General features: G+C 67.0%; 22 protein-coding genes. 11 read left to right on the forward strand and 11 right to left on the reverse strand.

From position 1 onward, the window contains the following. Positions 1-39: 39 nt before the first annotated feature. Positions 40-378 (forward strand): GNAT family N-acetyltransferase, encoded by a 339-nt coding sequence (locus CXY78_RS13715; protein WP_233197248.1) that lies wholly within the window; start codon positions 40-42, stop codon positions 376-378. A gap of 49 nt (positions 379-427) precedes the next feature. Here CXY78_RS13715 and CXY78_RS13720 read toward each other — a convergent pair whose 3' ends face one another. Next, on the reverse strand, positions 428-1,480 hold the full coding sequence (locus CXY78_RS13720; RefSeq protein WP_104089844.1) for a biotin/lipoate A/B protein ligase family protein: 1,053 nt from the start codon (positions 1,478-1,480) through the stop codon (positions 428-430). Positions 1,481-1,484: 4 nt separating this feature from the next. Then, entirely contained in the window at positions 1,485-2,333 is an 849-nt protein-coding gene (locus tag CXY78_RS13725) for an alpha/beta fold hydrolase (protein WP_104089846.1), read from the reverse strand. A gap of 78 nt (positions 2,334-2,411) precedes the next feature. Between CXY78_RS13725 and CXY78_RS13730 the strand changes: the two genes are divergently transcribed. The 4 genes from CXY78_RS13730 to CXY78_RS13745 all read left to right on the forward strand — a co-directional run bounded on the left by CXY78_RS13730 (position 2,412) and on the right by CXY78_RS13745 (position 6,444). Next, positions 2,412-2,933 carry a MarR family winged helix-turn-helix transcriptional regulator gene (locus tag CXY78_RS13730; RefSeq protein ID WP_092338664.1) on the forward strand — a complete coding sequence of 174 codons (522 nt, stop codon included), beginning with the start codon at positions 2,412-2,414 and terminating at the stop codon, positions 2,931-2,933. Next, positions 2,930-4,405 carry an MFS transporter gene (locus CXY78_RS13735; protein ID WP_104089848.1) on the forward strand — a complete coding sequence of 492 codons (1,476 nt, stop codon included), beginning with the start codon at positions 2,930-2,932 and terminating at the stop codon, positions 4,403-4,405. The genes CXY78_RS13730 and CXY78_RS13735 overlap by 4 nt, the downstream gene beginning before the upstream one ends. A gap of 157 nt (positions 4,406-4,562) precedes the next feature. Continuing rightward, positions 4,563-5,468, forward strand: coding sequence for a DMT family transporter (locus CXY78_RS13740; protein ID WP_104089850.1), 906 nt, complete (start codon positions 4,563-4,565; stop codon positions 5,466-5,468). A 55-nt stretch (positions 5,469-5,523) separates the two neighbouring features. Continuing rightward, positions 5,524-6,444, forward strand: a complete 921-nt coding sequence (locus tag CXY78_RS13745; RefSeq protein WP_092338658.1) for a 2-hydroxyacid dehydrogenase — start codon at positions 5,524-5,526, stop codon at positions 6,442-6,444. Positions 6,445-6,451: 7 nt separating this feature from the next. Here the strand turns inward: CXY78_RS13745 and CXY78_RS13750 are convergent, their stop codons facing one another. Beyond that, the gene (locus CXY78_RS13750) at positions 6,452-7,885 is read right to left on the reverse strand and encodes a sugar ABC transporter substrate-binding protein (RefSeq protein WP_233206193.1); all 1,434 of its coding nucleotides are present in this window, start codon (positions 7,883-7,885) and stop codon (positions 6,452-6,454) included. After that, complete coding sequence (locus CXY78_RS13755) at positions 7,828-8,577, reverse strand: dienelactone hydrolase family protein (RefSeq protein WP_092338656.1); 750 nt, start codon at positions 8,575-8,577, stop codon at positions 7,828-7,830. The genes CXY78_RS13750 and CXY78_RS13755 overlap by 58 nt, the downstream gene beginning before the upstream one ends. 90 nt (positions 8,578-8,667) lie before the next feature. Between CXY78_RS13755 and CXY78_RS13760 the strand changes: the two genes are divergently transcribed. Both CXY78_RS13760 and CXY78_RS13765 read left to right on the forward strand, forming a co-directional pair. After that, on the forward strand, positions 8,668-9,393 hold the full coding sequence (locus CXY78_RS13760) for a FadR/GntR family transcriptional regulator (protein ID WP_092338654.1): 726 nt from the start codon (positions 8,668-8,670) through the stop codon (positions 9,391-9,393). Positions 9,394-9,400: 7 nt separating this feature from the next. Further along, positions 9,401-10,774 carry an alpha-hydroxy acid oxidase gene (locus CXY78_RS13765; protein WP_104089852.1) on the forward strand — a complete coding sequence of 458 codons (1,374 nt, stop codon included), beginning with the start codon at positions 9,401-9,403 and terminating at the stop codon, positions 10,772-10,774. Positions 10,775-10,796: 22 nt separating this feature from the next. Here the strand turns inward: CXY78_RS13765 and CXY78_RS13770 are convergent, their stop codons facing one another. From CXY78_RS13770 to ddaH, 5 genes are all read right to left on the reverse strand, one after another. Further along, a complete protein-coding gene (locus CXY78_RS13770) occupies positions 10,797-11,168 on the reverse strand; it encodes a type II toxin-antitoxin system death-on-curing family toxin (protein WP_092338650.1) in 372 nt (123 codons plus the stop codon). Then, positions 11,165-11,371 (reverse strand): toxin-antitoxin system HicB family antitoxin, encoded by a 207-nt coding sequence (locus CXY78_RS13775; RefSeq protein WP_233197246.1) that lies wholly within the window; start codon positions 11,369-11,371, stop codon positions 11,165-11,167. The genes CXY78_RS13770 and CXY78_RS13775 overlap by 4 nt, the downstream gene beginning before the upstream one ends. A 38-nt stretch (positions 11,372-11,409) precedes the next feature. Beyond that, the gene (locus CXY78_RS13780; protein WP_104089853.1) at positions 11,410-12,372 is read right to left on the reverse strand and encodes an acetylxylan esterase; all 963 of its coding nucleotides are present in this window, start codon (positions 12,370-12,372) and stop codon (positions 11,410-11,412) included. A 190-nt stretch (positions 12,373-12,562) separates the two neighbouring features. Then, a complete protein-coding gene (gene rocD, locus CXY78_RS13785; RefSeq protein ID WP_092338818.1) occupies positions 12,563-13,819 on the reverse strand; it encodes an ornithine--oxo-acid transaminase in 1,257 nt (418 codons plus the stop codon). 29 nt (positions 13,820-13,848) lie between these two features. Beyond that, on the reverse strand, positions 13,849-14,703 hold the full coding sequence (gene ddaH / locus CXY78_RS13790; RefSeq protein ID WP_092338647.1) for a dimethylargininase: 855 nt from the start codon (positions 14,701-14,703) through the stop codon (positions 13,849-13,851). Positions 14,704-14,928: 225 nt separating this feature from the next. On the opposite strand from ddaH, the gene CXY78_RS13795 reads away from it, so the two are divergent. Then, complete coding sequence (locus CXY78_RS13795; RefSeq protein ID WP_092106650.1) at positions 14,929-15,366, forward strand: Lrp/AsnC family transcriptional regulator; 438 nt, start codon at positions 14,929-14,931, stop codon at positions 15,364-15,366. 31 nt (positions 15,367-15,397) lie between these two features. On the opposite strand, the gene CXY78_RS13800 is transcribed toward CXY78_RS13795, so the two are convergent. Beyond that, positions 15,398-16,162, reverse strand: a complete 765-nt coding sequence (locus tag CXY78_RS13800; protein ID WP_104089855.1) for an ABC transporter permease — start codon at positions 16,160-16,162, stop codon at positions 15,398-15,400. 171 nt (positions 16,163-16,333) lie between these two features. Here CXY78_RS13800 and CXY78_RS13805 point away from each other — a divergent pair, with 171 nt between their 5' ends. The 3 genes from CXY78_RS13805 (at position 16,334) to CXY78_RS13815 (ending at position 18,139) form a co-directional block, all read left to right on the forward strand. After that, the gene (locus tag CXY78_RS13805) at positions 16,334-16,711 is read left to right on the forward strand and encodes a GntR family transcriptional regulator (RefSeq protein WP_092338643.1); all 378 of its coding nucleotides are present in this window, start codon (positions 16,334-16,336) and stop codon (positions 16,709-16,711) included. 67 nt (positions 16,712-16,778) lie between these two features. Beyond that, positions 16,779-17,780 carry a hypothetical protein gene (locus CXY78_RS13810; RefSeq protein WP_134505228.1) on the forward strand — a complete coding sequence of 334 codons (1,002 nt, stop codon included), beginning with the start codon at positions 16,779-16,781 and terminating at the stop codon, positions 17,778-17,780. Then, positions 17,777-18,139 (forward strand): GntR family transcriptional regulator, encoded by a 363-nt coding sequence (locus tag CXY78_RS13815; protein ID WP_338061538.1) that lies wholly within the window; start codon positions 17,777-17,779, stop codon positions 18,137-18,139. Before CXY78_RS13810 ends, CXY78_RS13815 begins: the two co-directional genes overlap by 4 nt. 106 nt (positions 18,140-18,245) lie before the next feature. Here CXY78_RS13815 and CXY78_RS13820 read toward each other — a convergent pair whose 3' ends face one another. After that, positions 18,246-19,235, reverse strand: a complete 990-nt coding sequence (locus CXY78_RS13820; RefSeq protein ID WP_092338639.1) for an NAD(P)-dependent oxidoreductase — start codon at positions 19,233-19,235, stop codon at positions 18,246-18,248. Positions 19,236-19,242: the final 7 nt, after the last annotated feature.

Consider the following 19,242-nt stretch of genomic DNA (forward strand, 5'->3'; position numbering starts at 1 on the left):
TTTCAGCCTGCGCGCCTGCAATCGGCTTAGTCTGTCGGGATGACTGCTGAATCGATGACCATCCACTCGCAGAATCTGGCGGAAGCCGGCACACTCGAGGTGCGCCACGACCCCGAACAGAGCCGCTACACGGTGTTGCTCGATGGCGAACCGGTCGGCGTGGCCGACTACATCACCACGACGGCCGCGGTGCATTTCACCCACACCGAGGTCAATCCGGCCAAGCGTACCCACGGTTTGGCGAGCATTCTGGTCGAGCAGGCGCTCGACGACGTGCGGGTGCGCACCGACCTGGCCGTCGTGCCGGACTGCTCCTATGTGGCGCACTGGATTGACACGCACGCCGAGTACCAGGACCTGCTGACCCGCGGGCGTTGATACGTAAGCGGATGCCGGCGGCCCGGCCGGCGGCATCCGCTCGCCGTCGTTAGGGAACCCGGGTCAGCCACTCCTCGGTGCTGAACTTGTTCGCGACGAGCTCGGTGGCCTTGGCGTATTCCTCGGCGGTGACGTCACCCTCGGTGGCACCGTAGAGGCCGATGAAGGTCTCCTTCATGCGGTCGATGATCGCGGCGCGGCTCAGGCCGGTCTGGCGGCGCAGGGGATCGACGCGCTTGGCCGCGCTCGTGATGCCCTTGTCGCTGAGTTTCTCCCGGCCGATGCGCAGCACCTGCACCATTTTTTCGCCGTCCATGTCGTAGCTCATCGTGACGTGGTGCAGCACGGCGCCGCTGCCGAGGCGTTTCTGGGCGGCCCCACCGATCTTGCCGGTCGGGCTCGTGATGTCGTTGAGCGGCTGGTAGTACGCGTCGATGCCGAGCGATTTGAGCGCGGTGATGACCCACTCGTCGAGATACGCGTAGGAGTCGGCGAAACTCATGCCCTGCACGAGATCGGTCGGCGCGTAGATGGAATAGGTGATGACCGAGCCGGCCTCCATGAACATGGCACCGCCGCCGCTGATGCGTCGTACAACGGTGAAGCCAAACTTGGCGGCATTCTCCGGGTCGACCTCGTTCTTGAGCGACTGAAAGCTGCCGATGACGACGGCCGGTTCGTTCCACTCCCAGATGCGCAGCGTGGGCTGTCGGCGCCCCTCACCGACCTCGGTCGCGAGCACCTCGTCGAGGGCCATCTGCAGTACGGGGGCGACGGGCTTCTGCGAGTGGATGATCTGCCAGTCGTAGTCCCGCCACGTGCTCGCCTGGGACAGCGAACGGCGAATCGCCACGGCGACGGCCTCCGGCGAGAATCCGAGCAGAATGGCGCCGCTCGGCAGCGCGCCACGCACGGCGGCGGCGATCGTGGCCGCCGAGCTGCCGGCGGGCAGGCCGGTCACCGCTGCATCGATGTCTTCGAGGGCATCGTCGGGTTCGAGAAAAAAGTCACCGGCCAGACGAAAGTTGGCGATGACATCGTCGACGACATCGAGATCTACGACGACCAGTTTGCCGCCCGGAACCTTATATTCACCATGCATGGTTTCAGCCTACGGTGATAAATCGTTCGTCGAGCCAGGCCACCAGGTCGCCGATCACCTCGGAGCGGTTGGTCTCGTTGAAGACTTCGTGCCGCGCGCCCGGATACACGATCAGGCGCACGTCGCGCAGCCCGGACCGCTTGACGTAGGCGTTGACCAGTCTGAGCGCGCTGCGTTCGCCGCCGACGGTGTCGTCACCGCCGACCAGCACGAGCATCGGCAGGTCAGTCGGCAGGTCGCGAGCTGGCCGACCGAACAGGCGGGCGGCCTCTCGAATGCCGAACAGCTTGGCCAGCGGCGTCGCAGTGGTCAGCGGGTCGGCGACGAACGCCTGGGCTACCGCCGGATCGCGGCTGAGCCACTCGACCCCGGTGGTGCCGAGCGTTTTGTGTTTGCGGTTCAGGTCGCCACCGTCAAGGTATCCGGGCCAGCGATAGGCGGTGCCCGAGAGAACGATGGCGTCGTACTCGGCGGCGTGCTCGTTCACGATCATCTGTACCATGAACGATCCCCAGCTGTGCCCGAGCAGCACGAGCGGCAGAGTCGGGTTTTCCGAGCGGATGATTCCGCTCAGCTGATGCACGCCCGCCACCGCCGCGCGCAGCCCGCCCGCGCCGAGTCGCCCGAGCAATGTGTGGTCGCCGCCGTGCTGGGCGAGTCCGGTCTGGCCGTGACCGAGGTGGTCGTCGGCGTACACCGTGTAGCCGGCCCGGTTGAGGTCTGCGGCGAGCGTGGCATAGCGCTGGGCGTGTTCACCGACGCCGTGCGCGAGCTGGATGACGGCGCGCGGGGCGTCGACCGACCAGACGTAATAGGTAATGAGCCGGCCATGGGCATCCGTATATGTGGGCACGAGGCCAGTCTGCCCTGTTGCGGTGGGCTTCCGGTTGCCAATGTACTTAGCAAGGCTAATTTGCTATGCTAAGGATCTATGGAATCGCGAACACACCCCAAAACTGCCGCCCTCGGCGTCATCAAGGCGCAGCCGCCGGTCGGCGCACCACAAGCGGCCGCAGTACACCCCACAGCCGCACCCAACACCGCCGAACTCAGCCACGAATTTCGACTCGCCAACGGCCGCCTGGCCCGCCGCCTGCGCCAAGAGAAGGCCGAGAACGAGCTCGGAAGTGGCCAGTTCTCCGCGCTCGGCGTGCTTCATGTGCACGGACCGTTGACGCTCACCGAACTCAGCGAGTTCGAACGCGTCACCCCGCCGTCGATGACCCGCACGGTGAAATGCCTCGTTGATGCCGGTCTCGTGGCCCGCACCGATTCCACACTCGATGGCCGCAAGATCGTGCTGAGCACAACGGACGCCGCGAGCGAAATGATGACCGAAACGCGCAAGCGTCGAGATGCCTGGCTGGTGCAACGCGTCGCCCAGCTCAGTCCCGCACAGCGCAGCACCCTCGCCGACGCGACCTTGATCATGAAGGAGCTCGCCGACAGTTGAGCGCCATGTTTCGCTCGCTGAGCGTCGTCAATTACCGCATCTGGTTCGCCGGGGCTTTGGTGTCGAACATCGGCACCTGGATGCAGCGCACCGCGCAGGACTGGATCGTGCTGACCCAGCTCACCAACTACGACGCCACGGCGGTCGGCATCACCATGGCGCTGCAGCTTGGCCCGCAGCTCGTGCTGATGCCCTGGTCCGGCCTCATCGCCGATCGGTTCAACCGGCGCAAGCTGCTCATTCTCACCCAGACCCTGATGGGCCTATTGGCGCTCGGCCTCGGCATTCTGACCGTGCTCGAGGTAGCCCAGCTCTGGCACGTCTATCTGTTCGCGCTCGGCCTCGGCGTTGTCGCGGCGATCGACGCGCCAGCCCGCCAGACGTTCGTCTCCGAACTCGTCGCCGAAGACCAGCTGTCGAACGCGGTGGCACTCAACTCGGCGTCGTTCCACGGTGCACGCCTGATCGGCCCGGCCGCGGCCGGCCTGCTCACGGTCGCCGTCGGCGCCGGCTGGGTCTTCATGATCAACGCGGTCACCTTTGCTGCGACGGTCTTCGCCATGACCCTGCTGCGCACCCACCAACTGCGCCGCCAACCAAAGGCGTCACGGGAGCGCGGACAGCTGCTGGCCGGCTTCCGTTACGTGCGTGGCCGTTCCGACATCGTCGTCGTCATGATCGCGGTCTTTCTGATCGGAACCTTCGGCCTCAACTTCGCCATCTTCACGTCCACCATGGCCACCATCGAATTCGGTAAGGGGGCTGCAGAGTTCGGCCTGCTCAGCTCGATCATGGCCATCGGCGCCGTCATCGGCGCGCTGCTCGCTGCCCGCCGCAGCCGCGCCCGCCTGCGACTCATCGTGCTCGGCGCCGGCCTGTTCGGCCTGGCCTGCGCGCTGTCCGCAATCATGCCGACATATGCAACTTTCGCCATATCTCTCACCCTGGTCGGCTTGTCGTCGCTCACGCTCATGACCACGGCGAACGCCTACGTGCAGACCACGACCCGGCCCGAGATGCGCGGCCGCGTGATGGCGCTGTACATGGCTATCTTCGTCGGCGGCACTCCCCTCGGCGCGCCGCTCGTTGGCTGGGTAGCGGATGCCTTCGGCCCACGCTGGGCGCTCGGCCTCGCCGCGGTCTCCGGCCTGCTGGCTGCGGCCGTCGTGCTGTTCTGGATGGTGCGGTATCGCCGGCTGCGGGTGCACGTGCATCCGTTCTCGTCACCGCGGGTGCGCGTGCTTCACGCCGGCGACGGGCGCGATGTGCCGCTCGCGACGCCGAGTCGCCGGGGCGGGACCGCCGTGCTCGAGCGCGAGGAGCCCGAGCCAGATCGCGATGGGGACACCGCGCTGGACCCGGATCGCGATGGGGACACCACGCTGGACCCGGATCGCGAAACTGCCGCCGAACGCAACCGCGAGACCGCCACCCGCGAGATCGCGATCGTCGAGGCCACCGCCCCGCGCTGAGTTCGGGTGCTCAGTGGACAACTTCGAGGGGTGCGGCGCGATCGACACCCCTCGAAGTTGTCCACTGAGGGCCAGCGCGGGACGAGCTAGGGTCGAAGGGCAGACCCTCTTCGAACACCAGGCAGGTCATGACCACTCTCACCACCCGAACGCGCGCATGAAGGCCACCATTGCCCTCATCGTCGCCACCCTGCTCTGGGCCGGCAACTACATCGTCGGCGGAATCGCCGTGCAGACCCTCTCCCCCGTTGAGCTAACCTGGCTGCGCTGGCTGCTCGCCTGCATTCCGCTGCTGATCCTCGCCCAAGTGGTCGAGCGCCCGAACTGGGCCCGGGTACTACGCCACTGGCCCCGGCTGCTGCTGCTCGCAGCCCTCGGCGTTGGCGGCTACAATCTGCTGCTCTACACCGCCCTGCAGTACACGACGCCGCAATCCGCGTCGCTCATCAACGCCGCGAATCCGGCCGTGATGGTGGTGCTCGCGGCGGTTCTGCTGCGCGAACGCATCGGCTGGCGAGGTATTGCCGGGCTGGCACTGGGGCTGGTGGGAGTGGTGCTGATCATCACCAGCGGTGCGATCGCATCCGTTTTCACGCGCACACCCAACACGGGCGACCTGCTCATGGTTGGCGCGATCGTGGTGTGGAGCCTCTATACGATCGTCGGTCGCGGGCTGCCAGTGCCGCCGATCACGGCCACGGCCCTGCAAGGCACCTTCGTCGCGGTGCTGCTCGCGCCGGTCGCCTTGCTCGGTGGGGTGCGCTGGCCAGCGGATGCCGCCATCGGCTGGGCCGTGATCTTCATCGCGATTTTTCCCTCGATCGGCTCCTACGTGCTGTGGAACGCTGCGCTCAAGAGCATTCCGCCGATTCGGGCCGGCCTGTTTCTCAACCTGATCACGGTGTTCACGGTGGTCATCGCCGTCGTGCTCGGCGCCCAGCTGACCACGCCGCAGCTCGTCGGCGGCGTGATCGTGTTCGCGGGTGTGGCGCTGAGCACGCTGCGGCCGTCCCGCCCGCTGGCGCCCCAGCCCGTGCTCGACACCGCGAGGCGAGGGCTTTAACCGGGACGGGGCCCAGGCCCCGTCCAGAGAGAGCGGGGCAAAGTAGGCTCGGGAGATGAACTCACTGCTGGTCAGCCTGCCCGACTCCGTACTGCGCGAGGCGGTCGGGGAACTACCCGACGGCGTTGAGGTAGTGGAGTGGGCGCTCGACGGACCGTCGCCACGACCCCGGTTCGACCTCGTTGTCACGCCGTACATGGGTAAGACCGACCGGCTCGCGCATCTCGCCGGCGTCGATGCCGGTTTGGTGCAGAGCCAGTCCATCGGCTACGACGGCGTCGACCGGGTACTGCCTGCCGGGCACGTGTTCGCGAACGCCGCGAGCGTGCATGAAACCTCCACGGCCGAACTCACCCTCGCCCTCATCCTGGCCTCGCAGCGCGGCATTCCCGATTTCGTGCGCGCCGCGGACGCCGGCGAGTGGGCGCCCGCGCAGCACGCCAGCCTCGCCGACCGCACCGTGCTGCTGCTCGGCTACGGCGGTGTCGGCCACGCTATCGAGAGTCGGCTGCTCGCCTTCGAAACCACGGTGATCCGCGTCGCCCGCACGGCTCGCAGTGACGAGCGCGGCAACATCTACGGCTTCGAGTCCCTGCCCGAACTCCTGCCCCAGGCCGATATTGTGGTCGTCGGTGTTCCGCTCACGGCCGAGACGACGAACCTGGTTGACGATGCATTCCTGGCCCAAATGCGTGACGGAAGCCTGCTCGTGAACATCGCTCGCGGTGCGGTCGCCGACACGGAAGCGCTGCTCGCGCATGCGAGCAGCGGCCGCCTCAGGCTCGCCCTCGACGTGACCAGCCCCGAACCGCTGCCGGAGGGGCATCCGCTCTTCGCACTGCCGAATGTGCTCATCACCCCGCACGTCGGCGGCGCGTCGAGCGCCATGCTGCCGCGCATGGCCCGCCTGGTGCGCGCGCAAATCGAGCGGATGCTGCGCGGCGAGACCCCGCTCAACGTCGTGTTGACGAGTTAGCCGCCGCTCAGCCGGCGACGGCCGCGTTGGCCGCTTCCTGCGCGGTGCGCAACGCCTCATCGACGGGAATGCGGCCGAGGAACATCTCGGCGAAGGTCGACTCGAACGCGTCGGAGGCCTCGGCCCACTTCGCGCCCTGCGGCGCCTGCACACTGCCGTTGGCGAGCACGTCGATGAACGCGTTCACGTCGATGCCCTGCTCCTGCCACGACGCGACATAGCTGGCCTGCGCACCGATGACGGCCGGCGACGCCGAGCCGTCGGCGCCGATCGCCGCACTACCCTCGGTACTGCCGAGCCACTCCAGCAGTTTTTGGGTTTGTTCCGGATGCTTCGAGTCGGCATTGCCGGCGGCCACGACGCCGTTGGTGACGCTGATCGCCCCGGACGGTCCAGACGGAATCGCGGCCACACCCCAGTCGAAGCCGGCCCCCTCGTTCACGTTGCTGAGGTTGTAGACGCCGCTCTGGAACAGGGCCATCTTGCCCTGCAGAAACTGGTCGAGTGCGAAGTCGCCGTTGAGGTTGGTGTCGGCGGCCGATGGGGCCACGTGGTACTTGTTCATCAGGTCGATCACGTACTGAAAGGCCGCGGCGCCTTCGGCGGTGTCGAACACGAACTCGTCGCCGTCTTGCAACGCTGACCCGTTCGAGCCGAGATAGTTGAGGTAGATGGCGTTGAGGTCGTTGGCCGCGTTGTAGCCGTACTGCACGATCTGCGCGGGGTCGAAGGCCGCGCTGTCGGCGGTGTTGCCGTTGGCGTCGACGGTGAGTTTCTGCAGCACCGGCAGCAGGGTGTCCTCGCCGGCGGCGGGATCCCAATGCAGTTCACCGACGGTGGCCGGGTCGATGCTGGCCACCGACAGGAGTTCTTCGTTGTAATACAGCCCGATGCCGGGGTCGGCGAGCTGGGGCACTCCCCAGAGCGCGCCGTTCAGGGTGTACTGACCGATGACGCTGGGCTGCCAGTTGGTCTGCGCGGCCTCGCCAAGGGCATCCGTTACATTTACGAGGTTACCGTTGACGGCATAGTCGGCGAAGTTGCCGGCGTTCACCCAAAACACGTCGTCGGCGGTCTCGCCGGCCACGTCAACGCGCAGCTTGGTGAAGTAGTCGGCCCACGGCACGACGTTCACCGCCACGTCGATGCCCGGGTTGGCTTCTTCGAACGCCGCGAACGACGTTTCGTAGGACTGCGCGACCTGCTCGTCCCAGACGCGCAGGGTGAGCGTGGTGTCGGAGCCGGTTTGCGGTGTCAGCGCGAGCGCGGTGGCCACGCCGCCGATGGTGACAACGGATGCGACGGTGACGATGGCGATAATGGTCGAGCGTTTGGCGATGGGGTCCCCTTGGGTCTGTTGGAGGCTACCAGCCGCCAGCCAGGTCAGGGCTTCTGTGACGCCCCAAGGTGTTCGCCGAAGAACGCCTCGATACGCGTCCACGCGGCGGCGGCGGCCACCGGGTCGGGGCCGGCACCGAGAATGCGCTTCAGCATCGGGCGCAGCATCCGCGGCCCGGTCTCGGCATCGTTGAGAAAGGCGTGGCCGGCACCCGGGTATTCCTTGACGTCGTGCTCGATGCCCAGCCTCGCCAGGGATGAATCGAGGGCGGCTGCCGCGCCGACCAGAGAGCGGTCCGCGCCGCCGAAGCTACCGACGATCGGGCAGGCGCCGAGCAGGTGATCGTCCAGGTCTTTCGGGAGCCGACCATAGTTGACCGAGGAGACGTCGAAGCCGCGCGTCGCCGTGGCGAGGGCGAACCCGCCACCCATGCAGAAACCGAGAACACCGATGCGTCCGGTGCAGTCGCCGCGTTCACTCAAAAACACGCGCGCCGACTCGATGTCGACGAAAGCCCGGCCGGCACCGGCCGACAGAGCACGAAAGGTGCCGACGAGGCACTTGCGAGTTCCGCCCTCGGTGAAGAGGTCGGGCATGAGCGCCAGGTATCCGGCCTCGGCCATTCTGACGGCCTGGTGGCGCATCACGTCGGTGAGGCCGAACGCCTCATGCACGAGCACGACTCCGGGCCAGGGGCCATCGCCGGCCGGGATCGCGAGCACGGCTTTCAGGCCGGCGCTGCCACCCGGCCCGTCGGGCAGTTTCAAGTCGATGAGCTGGGGTGCAGGGGTCATGGTCTCTCTCGGGTTGGCTGAAACTGTATCCGCAATCCGCGAGAAAATCGTGTACTCTGTGGTCAGACCACACGAGATCAAGAGGACAGCATGACCGAGATCACCCCGCGCGCCTGGCAGATCGTGCTCGACGCCGTGGAGCTCGACCTGCTCGAGGGTCGCCTGAGCCCGGGCGATCACCTCCCGCCAGAGCGCACCCTGGCAGCAGATCTCGGCGTCGGCCGGTCCAGCGTGCGCGAAGCGCTGCGGGTGCTCGAGGTGCTCGGGCTCATTCGCACCGCCGTCGGCTCGGGGCCCTCGGCCGGCGCGATCATCGTCGCCCGCCCCGGCGGCGGCATGTCGGCGCTCATGCGCCTGCAGGTTGCGGCCCAGGGCTTTGAGGTCGCGGACGTGGTCAAAACCCGCCTCATCCTGGAGGGATCAATCGTCGCCGAACTGGCCGAGGTCCAGGTCGACCTCACCGAATCAGCGCAAATCCTCACCGCGATGGAAAGTGAGACCCTCACCGAAGCAGAATTCCTCGCCCTCGACACCCAGTTCCATCTCTCGCTCGCCGAAGCGAACGGCAACCAGGTCATCACGGCGACCATGGCCGGCCTCCGCAGCGCAATTGAGGGGTACGCGCGGGCGGGCGCGGCGGGCCTCGCGAGCTGGCCGGCAACATCCGCTCGTCTCAGGCTCGAGCATCGCGGCATTCTCAATGCCGTTCTGGCCGGTCAAGCGGATGCCGCCCGCCTCGCGGTGCACGCCCACATCTCGGGGTACTACGCCGAGACCCATCTCACTTCCACCACTGCCAGCCCCACGACACGATAGGACGACCATGGTTCAACGACGTATCCCCAGGATCAAAGACCTGGCACCGCTGATGAAGTTCAAGGCTCCGGAGCTCAACGCGAAGAAGCGCCGCCTCGACGCGGCCCTCACGATCGCCGACCTGCGTGCGATCGCCAAAAGGCGCACTCCGAAGGCCGCCTTCGACTACACCGAGGGTGCCGCGGAGGCCGAGATCTCACTCGGCCGGGCCCGCCAGGGTTTCGAAGACATTGAGTTTCATCCGGCCATTCTGCGCGACGTGTCGACCGTGTCCACCAGCTGGGACGTGCTCGGTGCCCCCGTTTCGCAGCCGTTCGGCATCGCGCCCACCGGCTTCACCCGCATGATGCAGACCGAGGGTGAAATCGCCGGGGCGCGCGCCGCCGGGCGGGCCGGCATTCCGTTCGCTCTGTCAACCATGGGAACGACGTCGATCGAAGACGTCAAGGCCGCCAACCCCACCGGCCGCAACTGGTTTCAGCTGTACATGTGGAAGGACCGCGACCGGTCGATGGCCCTGGTCGAGCGAGCCAAAAAGGCCGGGTTCGACACCCTGCTCGTCACGGTCGATGTGCCGGTGGCCGGCGCCCGACTGCGCGACAAGCGCAACGGCTTCTCGATTCCACCAGCGCTCACCCTCGGCACGGTCATCAACGCCATCCCGCGACCGGAATGGTGGATCAACTTTCTCACCACCGAGCCGCTCTCCTTTGCGAGCCTCGACCGGTCCAGCGGCACCATCGGCGAACTGATCGACTCCATGTTCGATGCGACCGTGACCTTCGACGATCTGGCTTGGATCAAGGCCCAGTGGCCCGGAAAAATCGTGGTCAAGGGAGTGCAGAACTTGGACGATGCCAAGCGCCTCGTCGACCTCGGCGTTGACGGCATCACCCTCTCGAACCACGGCGGTCGCCAGCTCGACCGTGCACCGATTCCGTTCCACCTGCTGCCGCAGGTCGCCCGCGAGGTCGGTGCCCACACCGAGGTGCACCTCGACACGGGCATCATGAGCGGTGCCGACATCGTCGCCTCCGTCGCGCTCGGCGCCCGCTACACGATGATCGGCCGCGCCTACCTTTACGGCCTCATGGCCGGCGGTGAAGCGGGCGTCGACCGCACCATTGCGATCCTCTCGGAGCAGATCACGCGCACCATGCGCCTGCTCGGCGTGAATGCACTCGAGGAGTTGAACCCGGGCCACGTGACCCAGCTGTCCCGGCTGCAGCCGGTGGTGTCGCCCCTGGTCGCCGCCGCCGCGGCTGCTCCGGCACGCAAGGCTCCCGTGCGGGAGCCGGCCGTGCGCAAGGAGTCGGTGAGTGCATCCGCTGTCGTCACGACCACGCCGGTGAAGCCTGCGCCACGGAAGACGGTCTCGTAAGTCGCAGACAGTCGGCGGCGAGCTACGAACGCGTGACGCGATGCGCCGCGATCCGCTTTTCAGATTCGTCGAGGTCGACGACCCCTTCGGCGACGCCAATCACGAAATCGAAACCCTCATCGGTGGTGAAATCGTGGGCATACCCGTTGATCCAGAGAAAGAGCACCATGAGGGTCCAGCCGGTGCGCTTGTTTCCATCGACCAGCGGATGATTGCGCACGAGAGATTCGAGAAGGGCCGCGGCCTTTCGATCAAAGGTCGCGTAGGCATCCGTTCCGAACATGGACGCCGACGGCCGGGCGAGTGCAGACGCGAGCAGGCCAGCGTCCCGCACGTAGAAGCCGTAGCGCTCGGTCACCTGCAGCGCATCGGCGACCTCCAGGTACTGGGTCACGCGTCTTCGAGGCGCTGCAGCAACTCGGCGTCGTGGGTGAGCACGAATTGCAGGCCGGATTCGATTTCGTTGCGCCGCGAATAACGGTCGACAATCAGGGTTGCGCCCTGCAGGAGCAGCGCGTGCTTCGACACGTGTTGCGCCGTCGCGAGTGCCTCAAGTTGACGGTCGAGTTCCTCCGGGATGCGCACGTTGATAGCCATACCAAAATGGTACTGCCGCTCCATGCCGGCAACAAGGCCTAGCCGAGGTGTTCGCGGAACGCACGCAGGGCGAGAGCGTCGTCTTCCCAGGCGCCGCCCTCGTGGCCGTTGTACGGCCAGACGGTGATCTGCTTTGGGCCGGCATAGTTGTTGTAGGCCGCGAACACTGTCGACGGCGGGCAGATCGGGTCCATCAGGGCGGCCGTCATGGTCACCGGCGCCGTCGCGCGCTTGGCGAAGTTGACGCCATCGAAGTAGGCGAGCACGTCGTGCACCCGCACTACCTTGAGCCGGTTGGTGGCGAGGTACTGGCCGAGCTCCCGATACGGCAGCGCGTCAGTGATGACGGATGCCCGCGGAAAGTCACACAGAAACGGTACGCGCGCGACGACCGCGGCGAGGTCGGGCACGAGCCCAGCCACGGCGAGCGCGATACCGCCGCCCTGGCTGGTGCCGACCAGGCCCACCCGGGTTTCATCGACGAGCGCCAGGCTGCGGGCCGCCGCGACGGCGCGCACGGCGTCGGTGAAAACGCGGCGGTAATAGTAGGTGTCACGCGAGTCGATGCCGCGCGTCATGAAACCGGGTACCTGCGGGCCGCTCCCGGCGTCGTCGACCGTGTCGCCCGTGCTACCGCCCCAGCCCTGCCCGCGCAGGTCCATCTCGAAATGCGCGAACCCGGCGGATGCCCACAGTAGGTTCTCGAAGCTCTGCCCGCGTCCCCGGCCGTAACCGTGAAACTGCACGACGGTCGGCAGCGGGCGACGCGCGCCGGCGGGCACTCGCAGCCAGGCCTTGATCGGCTGCCCACCGAACCCGGGGAAAGTCACGTCGAAGACTTCGAGCGTTTCCAGACCGGCGTCGACCTTCGTGGCGGTGACATCAAGCGGATGCCGATCGGCCTCGGCGAGCGTCTCAGCCCAGAAGGCATCGAAGTCGGCCGGGTCGGCCTGGCCACTGCGATAGGCGCGGAGTTCGGCTTCGGGCAGGTCGGTGTACATGCCCTTCAGCCTATGGCCGCCACAGCGTGGAGCCGGGCCGTCACGCGGGGGCATCCGCTTTCGGCAGAACGCACGCGCTGCTATTGGCGGCCGGCGCGCGATCGCGCCCCAAACACGGATGCGCGCTACGGTAACCGGCGTAGCGCGCACCCAGATCGGGCGCGGTCATGCGTTCTGCCCGGGAGCGCGCCTACTTCGCAGCCGCGAGGTCGGCCAGCACGAGACGCAGTTGCTCGACGGCCCAGTCCACGTCCTCGGCGGAGACGACGATCGGCGGTGCCAGGCGGATGGTCGACCCGTGCGTGTCCTTGGCGAGCACGCCACGGGCGAGGAGGGCCTCGCAGACGACGCGGCCCGGAGCGAGCGACGGATCGATGTCGATGCCGGCCCAGAGGCCGACGCCGCGCACTTCGATCACGCCGTGCCCGATGAGCTCGGCGAGGCCCGCGTGCAGGCGCGCGCCGAGTTCGGTCGCGCGCTGCTGGTATTCGCCGGTGGCCAGAATCTTCACGACGGCCAGGCCGACGGCTGCGGCGAGCGGGTTGCCGCCGAAGGTGGAGCCGTGCTCGCCCGGGTGCAGCACACCGAGAATGTCGGTGTTGCCGACGACGGCGGAGACGGGAACGATGCCGCCGCCGAGGGCCTTGCCGAGCAGGTAGAGGTCGGGCACGACGCCCACGAGGTCGCAGGCGAAGGTCGAGCCGGTGCGGCCGAGGCCGGACTGAATCTCGTCGGCGATGAACAATACGTTGTGGCGCGTGGTGATCTCGCGTACTGCGGGCAGGTAGGCCGCCGGCGGCACGACGATGCCGGCCTCACCCTGTATCGGTTCGAGCAGCACGGCCACGGTGTTCTCGTCGATCGCGGCCTCGAGCGCGGCCGCATCGCCGTAGGGCACGGTGCGAAAACCGGGCGTGAACGGGCCGAAGCCGGCGCGGGCCGACTCGTCGTCAGAGAAGCTGATGATGGTGGTGGTGCGGCCGTGAAAGTTGCCGGCTGCCACGATGATGTTGGCCTGGTCGGGCGCGACGCCCTTGACCCGGTAGCCCCAGGCACGGGCCACCTTGATGCCGGATTCGACGGCCTCGGCGCCGGTGTTCATGGGCAGAACCATGTCTTTGCCGGCCAGTTCGGCGAGCGCGGTCACGAACGGACCGAGCTGGTCGTTGTAGAACGCCCGGCTGGTGAGGGTGATGCGGCCGAGCTGGGCACGAGCAGCGTCGAGCAGCACCGGGTTGGAGTGGCCGAAGTTCACAGCGGAGTAGGCGGCGAGGCAGTCCAGGTAGCGGTGACCGGCGACATCCGTTACCCAGGCGCCGTCGCCGGTCGCGACGACGACCTCCAGCGGGTGATAGTTGTGCGCGGCGTGCGCGCTTTCCTCGGCAATGAGGGCAGTAGCTGCAGGCGAAACGGATGCTGCGGGTGCGTCTGTCAGATTCGTCGTCATGTCGTGCTCCTTCAGGTTGGTGGGGGCGGTCATCGGCGCAGCTCGAGCGTGCAGCATTTGACGCCGCCGCCGCCGAGCAGCAGTTCGGACAGGTCGACGCCGATCGGGTTGTAGCCGCGAGCTCGCAGCTGGCGTTCGAAGTCTTTGGCGCGGGCGGCGATGACGACGTTGTAGCCGTCGGAGTAGGAGTTGAGGCCGAGAATGGAGGCGTCTTCTTCGGTGACGATGATGGCGTCGGGGTAGCGCTCCTGCAGAATGGCGAGGCTCGGCGCGTCGAAGGCGCTCGGCAGGTAGGCGATGTTCGTGTCATCGAGCACGGCCACGGCGGTGTCGAGGTGGTAGAAACTCGGGTTGATCAGGCGCAGGGTGATCACCGGGCGGCCGGCGATATTCGAGAGTTCAGCGTGGCTGTTCGAGTCGCTGCGAAAGCCGGTGCCGGCCAGGATGACGTCGCCGACCAGCAGAAAATCGCCCTCGCCCTCGTTGGTCTCCACGGGTACACGCACGTCGAAGCCGTTGGCGCCGAACCAGTCCATATAGGCGGGGCCTTCGGGCTGGCGCTGCACATGGGTGAATTTGGCTCCGTAGGCCTGGTTATCGATGACGAAACCGCCGTTGGCCGCGTAGACCATGTCGGGCAGGCCGTCAATCGGGTCGATCAGGTGCACATCGAAGCCGAGGCCGATGTAGGCGTCATAGAGGGTCTGCCACTGCTTCACGGCGAGCGAGGTGTCGGTGGGCAGCGCCGGGTCCATCCACGGGTTGATGCGGTAGACCACGGTGAAGAACTGCGGCTTGCACATAAGAATGGTGCGCTTGGTGGCGATGCGCACGGGAACGGCGGGCTCTTCGGCCAGAACGGGGGTGGCTGAGTTGATCGACATGAGGCTCCTTCGGGGATCCGCGGGCCTTCGGGCCGACGGAACTCGGGGTGGATGGCGGACCAGGTCGCTCACGAGAGCCCGGCTCGACCACACTTGATCGTTCCGGGACGCCACCCTCAGTCTCACACAGCATGATTCAACGTTTCACGCTGACCTGCGCAAGAAATCTTCGAGAATTGCCACCGTGACGCAAGTTTGCGCAGTGCCGTCACTTAGACTCGCCCCATGGATAACCTCGACCACAGCATTCTCGATCTGCTGCGCCAGAACGCGCGCGCCGGCTATGGTGACATCGGCTCGGTGGTGGGACTGTCGGCATCCGCTGTGAAACGCCGCGTCGACCGCCTGGTGGCCGACAAGGTGATTCGCAGCTTTACGATTCAGGTCGACCCGGCGGTCGACGGTATGAGCACGGAAGCCTATGTTGAGCTGTTCTGCCGGGGCACCGTCGCGCCCGACGAATTACTGCGCATACTCTCCGGCGTGCCGGAGGTCGTCGACGCGGGAACCGTCACCGGCAGCGCCGACGCCATGGTGCACATTCGAGCCCGGGACATTCCGGGGCTCGAGGCGGCGCTCGAAAAGGTGCGCCTGGCACCCAACGTCGATCACACTCGGAGTGCGATCGTGCTGTCACGCCTCATCCATCGCTCAATCGAGTAGCAACACCTCACCCGCTTTCGCGAGCCAGGTTCTAAGGGACCGGCTTTTGACGCACCGGCGAGATCAGGTGCAGCAGGGTGACCGCGGCAATTGACCCAGCGCAGAGGATGCCGGCCAGCACGACGATCTGAAAGCGTCCGGCCTCCAACGGCGAAGCTCCACCGAAAATCGCCCCGACGAACGCTCCCGGCAACGTGACCAGCCCCGTGGTCTTGGTCTGGTCGGTGGACGGAATGATGGCGAAATAGACGGCCTGCCTGGCCAGATCGCGCGTGGATTGCCGCGGCGTGGCCCCGAGCGCAAGCCAGCCCTCGACTTCGTCCCAGTGATCGCCGACCGCCTCGGAGAAGCGGCGACCACTGAGCGTCGCGATCGACATGGCATTGCCGATGATGATGCCGCCGATCGCGAGCACGTAGCGTGGTGAGAATTCGATCGCTCCGGTCGTGAACACGATGGCGAGAGTGACGCTCACACCGAGAGCCATCGCCGCAGCCACGCGAAACAGGTGCGCGCGACTGAAGCCGATACGGCGGGTGACAGTACCGACGGCCGCCGCGAACATGACGAGCAATCCGACGCCGACCCAGAGCGGTTCATTGATGATGCCGCTGAGAATGAGACTGATCGCGGCCAGTTGCAGGGTCCCACGCAACAGGGCGAGCGCCGGCGCGAACGGATGCTGTGTGCGATAGACCCGCAGCACCGTCGCGACCACCGCGAGCAGCAACAGAACGCCGACTAAGGTCGGCACCAGCCCGGCGAGCTCGGCGGGGAGATCGGCCGGAAAGGTCATGCCCCGAGCCTACGCGGCCCCGCGAAAGCGGGGAAACGGTTGCTTCGGTGATGTTGAAGCAACCGTTCACCCGCTCTCGGAAAACATCCCCTGGGAACGTACCGTGGGTATGGTGTTGCGGCATTCGTTGTAGCGAGGCAAAATTGCTCATAACGTTGAACGGAGGGTCCCGTGCCCGCTTCCTTTATTGCCATTGATTCACACTCGAGCACGCCGCCGTTTGAACAGTTGCGCAGCCAGGTCATTGCGGCCGTGCGCTCCGGTAAGCTGGAGCACGATACCCGCCTGCCGACCGTGCGGGCCCTCGCCGCTGAGCTCGGTCTGGCCACGAACACGGTCGCCCGGGCCTATCGCGAACTCGAGCGTGACAGCGTGATTGAAACGCGCGGTCGGTTCGGTTCATTCATCGCACCCAACGGTGATGCGGCCGAGCGGCACGCCCAGGCAGCGGCCGACGCATTCGCTGCCCGCATCGAGCAACTCGGCGTGAGCCCGGCCGAGGCCCTCACCCTCGTCACCGATGCCCTGAATCGCCGTTCCGACTCCTGAGCCGGGCCTTGCGGCCGGAGTTTTGTATTGCTACTCTGGTACAAAACGCACACAACGGGAGGGTTTTGTGGATCCAGTATTAGCAGTCTTAGCAGTTTTTGCGGCGCTGATGCTGGCGGGACTCGGCATCCGCCTGATCTATATCGCGCGTGCCGAACCACGCAAGCGGATGCTGCACGCCTACTCCCAGCAGGTCGGGCTCGCGTTGGTTCCAGAGATCGTCCCCGAGCTGTCGAGCCGGATCTATCGCCGCGAACGCGCGGGGGTCGTCGGGTCGATGGTGGGGCTCGTGCCGGGCGTGGCGCTGCTGGTTCTGACGGACGGCAGTCAGAACCCGTGGAATGGGCTCGTGGTCTTGGTCGCAATGACGGTCGGGTCGACGGTCGCCCTCATCGGCAACGATTCCCGCTCGGCGTTCGCACCGGTAGCCGAGGTGCCGCGGCTGGCGCGCAGCGCTTCCCCCGGGCTGGCCGACTACGTTACTCCGCTGGACCGCGCGTTCTCTCTGGGCCTGCTGGGCCTCGCTACTCTCGGGTATGCTACCGTGCTCGGGGTCATCGCGATCAACCCGGAGCGGGTGTTCGATGACGTCTCGGTGCGCACGATTCTCTGGCCGGCGGGGCTGTTGCTGGCCCTGGCGGCTGCCGCGAGCCTGGTCACCTGGGCGGCGGCAAACGCCCTGCTCGGCCGCGGTCAACCGGCCGGAACCTACATTCAACTGGCCTGGAGCGATGCCTTTCGCAGCACCACACTGCGCAGCCTGGTCGGGATTCCGGGGATCATCGCCGCCGTCAGCTCCTGCGTGTTGTTCCTCTCGTTGAGCGAGGCGATCAACCGGCCGGCGCGCGGCTCGATCGGCGAGATTCTGGTCGGCTCGTTCACGATCATGGGCCCGGTGCTTTTCGTCGCGCTGCTGAGCTGGAGCCTGACGAGCATGCGCAATCGCAACACGACGCATTACCTGCGGCGGCTCTGGCCCGAAACGGCCGTCGAACTGGACCGGCACCGCGCGCGCGGTGCCGTCGACGATCAGCCCGATGCGGACAATCGAACGAAGACCTCGGCATGATGCTGCTGGTCGATCCGCGTTCGGCCACGCCGCCGTACGAACAGTTACGAGTGCAGGTGCTTGCCGCAGTGCAGTCGGGCGATCTCGCACCGGGCGACAAGCTGCCGACCGTGCGCAAGCTCGCCGAAGACCTGGGGCTGGCCGCCAATACTGTGGCCCGCGCCTACCGCGAGCTCGAGCGTGACGAGGTCATCGAAACGCGCGGCCGCAACGGATCCTTCATCGCCGCGAGCGGCAATGCCGCCCAGCAACAGGTGCAGGTGGCCGCCGCCGCGTTCGCCGGCAAAGCGCGCCAACTGGGCGTTGCCCCCGAGGAGGCGCTCGCGTTTGCGCGCGCGGCCCTCGGAATCCGCTCGTAGCGGCCTCGTACACGGACGGGGCCCAGGCCCGAGCCCGGGGCCCAGTTTATAAACTGGGCCGGTGGACGGGGCCTGGGCCCCGTCCGGAGTAGATCCGGGCGGGAGGTTACCGGGCGGCGCGGTAGTGGGCGGCCAGGCGCTCGAAACCCTCGTCGAGGGAGACCGCGGGGGTCCAATTCAGGTCGGCGCGGGTGCGCCGCTGGTCGAACCAGTGCGCGGTCGAGAGCTGCTCGGCCAGAAACCGGGTCATCGGCGGTTCGTCGACTCCGGGGCGCCGCTGCCAGATCGCCTCGATGATCGAACCGGCAGCGCGGGCAGCGGATGCCGGCACCCGCCACGCCGGCGCGGTCACGCCGGCCGCCCCGCAGATTCCGGCGAGAAGTTCAGCGACCGGGCGCGGTTCACCGTTGGTGATCACGTAGGACTGGCCGTGAACGGCGACAGCGGCCTCGAGCGCTGCGTGAATGGCCGAGGCCGCATTGTCGACATACGTCGTGTCGATGAGCGCCGCGCCGTGTCCGAGCAACGGCAGCCGTCCGCGGCGAACGCGGTCGACGATCCGGTCGATCAGCTGGGTGTCGCCGGGGCCCCAGACCAGGTGCGGCCGCACGGCGACCACACTGAATCCGGGGGCGTCGGCCGCAAGCGCGAGCAGTTCAGCCCGAGCCTTGGTGCGGGCGTAATCGCCGCGGGCCTGCTCCGGCGACGCCGGCAGGGAGTCAGAGCCCATGATCGACGAACCGGCGTGGGCGACCGACGGCGACGAGACGTAGACGAAACGGGAGACGCCGGCATCCGTCGACGCCTGCAGAACGGTACGGGTGCCGCCAACGTTGACCGCCTCAAACTCGGCCGGGTCACCGGCGAGCGACACCTTCGCGGCGAGGTGCACGACCGCGTCCATACCGCTGACCGCATAGGCGAGCCCGGCATACGGAGTGTCGGCGACCGTCGTGATCGAGCCGTGCACGTCTTCGACGCCGGTCAGGCCCGATGGCCGCCGCTGAAAGGTGCGTACCTCGTGCCCGGCCGCACTGATGTGCTCGGCGACGGCCCGACCGAGAAAGCCGCTGGCTCCCGTCACCAGCACTCTCATGGCGCGC

The organism is Cryobacterium sp. N19 (genome assembly GCF_002929595.1).
Lineage (GTDB): Bacteria > Actinomycetota > Actinomycetes > Actinomycetales > Microbacteriaceae > Cryobacterium > Cryobacterium flavum.

Coding starts and splice junctions, on each gene's coding strand:
- CXY78_RS13775 (WP_233197246.1), bottom strand. CDS start 11,371: ATGGCTATCAACGTGCGCATCCCGGAGGAACTCGACCGTCAACTTGAG.
- CXY78_RS13740 (WP_104089850.1), top strand. CDS start 4,563: ATGAAGGCCACCATTGCCCTCATCGTCGCCACCCTGCTCTGGGCCGGC.
- rocD (WP_092338818.1), bottom strand. CDS start 13,819: ATGACGACGAATCTGACAGACGCACCCGCAGCATCCGTTTCGCCTGCA.
- CXY78_RS13795 (WP_092106650.1), top strand. CDS start 14,929: ATGGATAACCTCGACCACAGCATTCTCGATCTGCTGCGCCAGAACGCG.
- CXY78_RS13815 (WP_338061538.1), top strand. CDS start 17,777: ATGATGCTGCTGGTCGATCCGCGTTCGGCCACGCCGCCGTACGAACAG.
- ddaH (WP_092338647.1), bottom strand. CDS start 14,703: ATGTCGATCAACTCAGCCACCCCCGTTCTGGCCGAAGAGCCCGCCGTT.
- CXY78_RS13715 (WP_233197248.1), top strand. CDS start 40: ATGACTGCTGAATCGATGACCATCCACTCGCAGAATCTGGCGGAAGCC.
- CXY78_RS13745 (WP_092338658.1), top strand. CDS start 5,524: ATGAACTCACTGCTGGTCAGCCTGCCCGACTCCGTACTGCGCGAGGCG.
- CXY78_RS13780 (WP_104089853.1), bottom strand. CDS start 12,372: ATGTACACCGACCTGCCCGAAGCCGAACTCCGCGCCTATCGCAGTGGC.
- CXY78_RS13720 (WP_104089844.1), bottom strand. CDS start 1,480: ATGCATGGTGAATATAAGGTTCCGGGCGGCAAACTGGTCGTCGTAGAT.
- CXY78_RS13820 (WP_092338639.1), bottom strand. CDS start 19,235: ATGAGAGTGCTGGTGACGGGAGCCAGCGGCTTTCTCGGTCGGGCCGTC.
- CXY78_RS13730 (WP_092338664.1), top strand. CDS start 2,412: ATGGAATCGCGAACACACCCCAAAACTGCCGCCCTCGGCGTCATCAAG.
- CXY78_RS13755 (WP_092338656.1), bottom strand. CDS start 8,577: ATGACCCCTGCACCCCAGCTCATCGACTTGAAACTGCCCGACGGGCCG.
- CXY78_RS13760 (WP_092338654.1), top strand. CDS start 8,668: ATGACCGAGATCACCCCGCGCGCCTGGCAGATCGTGCTCGACGCCGTG.
- CXY78_RS13765 (WP_104089852.1), top strand. CDS start 9,401: ATGGTTCAACGACGTATCCCCAGGATCAAAGACCTGGCACCGCTGATG.
- CXY78_RS13800 (WP_104089855.1), bottom strand. CDS start 16,162: ATGACCTTTCCGGCCGATCTCCCCGCCGAGCTCGCCGGGCTGGTGCCG.